This is a genomic window from Spiroplasma sp. hyd1, assembly GCF_016082235.1.
GTDB classification, from domain to species: Bacteria; Bacillota_I; Bacilli_A; order Mycoplasmatales; family Mycoplasmataceae; genus Spiroplasma; species Spiroplasma poulsonii.
This window is the reverse complement of sequence record NZ_JXYY01000059.1, coordinates 1-1,744: the sequence shown is the minus strand read 5'-3', so window position 1 is coordinate 1,744 and position 1,744 is coordinate 1. Positions and strand designations below refer to the sequence as shown.

Here is a 1,744-nt window from a genome sequence, read left to right as displayed (position 1 = left end):
AAGGGCANGGGCAAAAAGAAAAAAGGAACGTGGTGGTTTTTTATTGGTTATGTTAATTGCAATTAACATAACCAATAAAAAACCACCACTGCGGAACACAAACATTAAGCCGAAACTCCGTTCTATCAACAACGTTGGGAGTGCAAGGTTTCGGGTGCTTGGCGTGCCAAAATGCTTTGTGTTCCGCAGTATAATAAAAATATATTAGGTATTTTAAAATACCTCATTAATACCTAATAATTATACTATANANNTAGTGATTTATTAAATAAAATTACTGATAAATTTACTTAAAAAGTAATTATAATTTTATGTAGTTTTATATAATATGTTGTTTTAATATGGTGTTGGTATTTATTTTGGTTTTCTATTGGAAGAAAAGAGTAAATAAAAAATATTGTTTTATCAAATAACAAAAATGATATGATGAGGACCATATCTTGGTGTTGTATTTGTTGTCTTGCTACTCGTTGGTTTTATGCAAGCTCTGTGCTGGGGTGATAGGGGAGTGAAAAACTCACTAGGGGATTAGTCTAAGTTGTCTAATTCCACTAGTAACTGTTCGAGTTCTTCTTCTGACATTTTTGGTGGATCACCCTTGTTTTTTTCATAATGTGTGTTAAACTTATCAACAAGAGAATAATTTTCTCGTTCGTTTGAGTTTAACGATTTTTTATTAGCAGAATACTTAGTTTTTACATAAGTTTGGTATTCTGCTTTTAGTTTGTCGCTTTCAGCACAAATTTGTTCGCGTGCTTGTTGATATGTTAACCCACTTAAAAATGGGTTTGTTGCTTGTTCTTTTTCGTATCTTCTAGCAGACACAGTTAAATAATGCAATTCTTTAATTGCAGTGTCGCGGATTGCTTGATAACCTGCTAAGCGATATTTATTATTATCTCTTGTGTTATAAATTCAGTAGGTAAAAAACATATCAATCCCAACCAAAAAATATTTACCAGTTTTATCAATAAAACACATTATTTTTGGTACACAAATAAATTTGTCATAAATCTTTACTTTATAACTGTCTTTGCGGGTTGGGTGTTGGCGAACACATTTTTTCGGTAAGTAAAAATTAGAAACATGTTTTTTCTCATCAAGTTGATTAATAACTTTATAGTTCAACCCATTTATCTCAATAAAATGATAATTTATTTGTTCTGCTTGTAATATCAATTCTTGCATAATAATATGCTCCTTTCTGTGGTTTTAAACGAATTTAACCCCCATATCAGCGTTAATATTTTTCAAAATGTATAAAATATATTCTTTTGGGTTTTTTCAACGATGATATTTGTTTTAAAAATTGCTGTTATAAATTGTTTTCTTTTTTAATTTCAGTTTTAATTTTGTTAATTTCTGTATAATATTTTTCTTTTTTATCTTCGGTTAGATTTTTAAATCAATTCCGTTTTCATTCAACTTGTATTTTTCCGGTTTCAATTGTTCACAAAATTGATGGGGTAATTCTTTTCATTTCGGCGACTTGTTTTTTGTATTGTTCTTGTTTATCACCAGTCAAGTTATTAAATCAATTATTTTGTCATTCCATTTCTGTTTTTTGCAACAACTTTTTTAATTTTTTTACTTTTTCTTGCTGATGGTTTAAATCAATTTTTGTATCAATATAACTTGCTCTGCGCATAACATCATGTCCTTTCTAATGAAATATTTTAATAAATAAAAAAATAGGTAGAATGACTTTTTTATCATTCTACCTATACACAAAAANTAAAAAATG

2 protein-coding genes are annotated in these 1,744 nt (G+C 28.4%); both read right to left on the bottom strand.

Annotation, left to right across the window (positions count from 1 at the left end):
• Positions 1–528 precede the first annotated feature (528 nt).
• A complete protein-coding gene (locus TS70_RS05560) occupies positions 529–1,188 on the bottom strand; it encodes a hypothetical protein (RefSeq protein WP_198049657.1) in 660 nt (219 codons plus the stop codon).
• A gap of 127 nt (positions 1,189–1,315) precedes the next feature.
• On the bottom strand, positions 1,316–1,648 hold the full coding sequence (locus TS70_RS05555; RefSeq protein WP_105629063.1) for a hypothetical protein: 333 nt from the start codon (positions 1,646–1,648) through the stop codon (positions 1,316–1,318).
• Between the last annotated feature and the right edge of the window lie 96 nt (positions 1,649–1,744).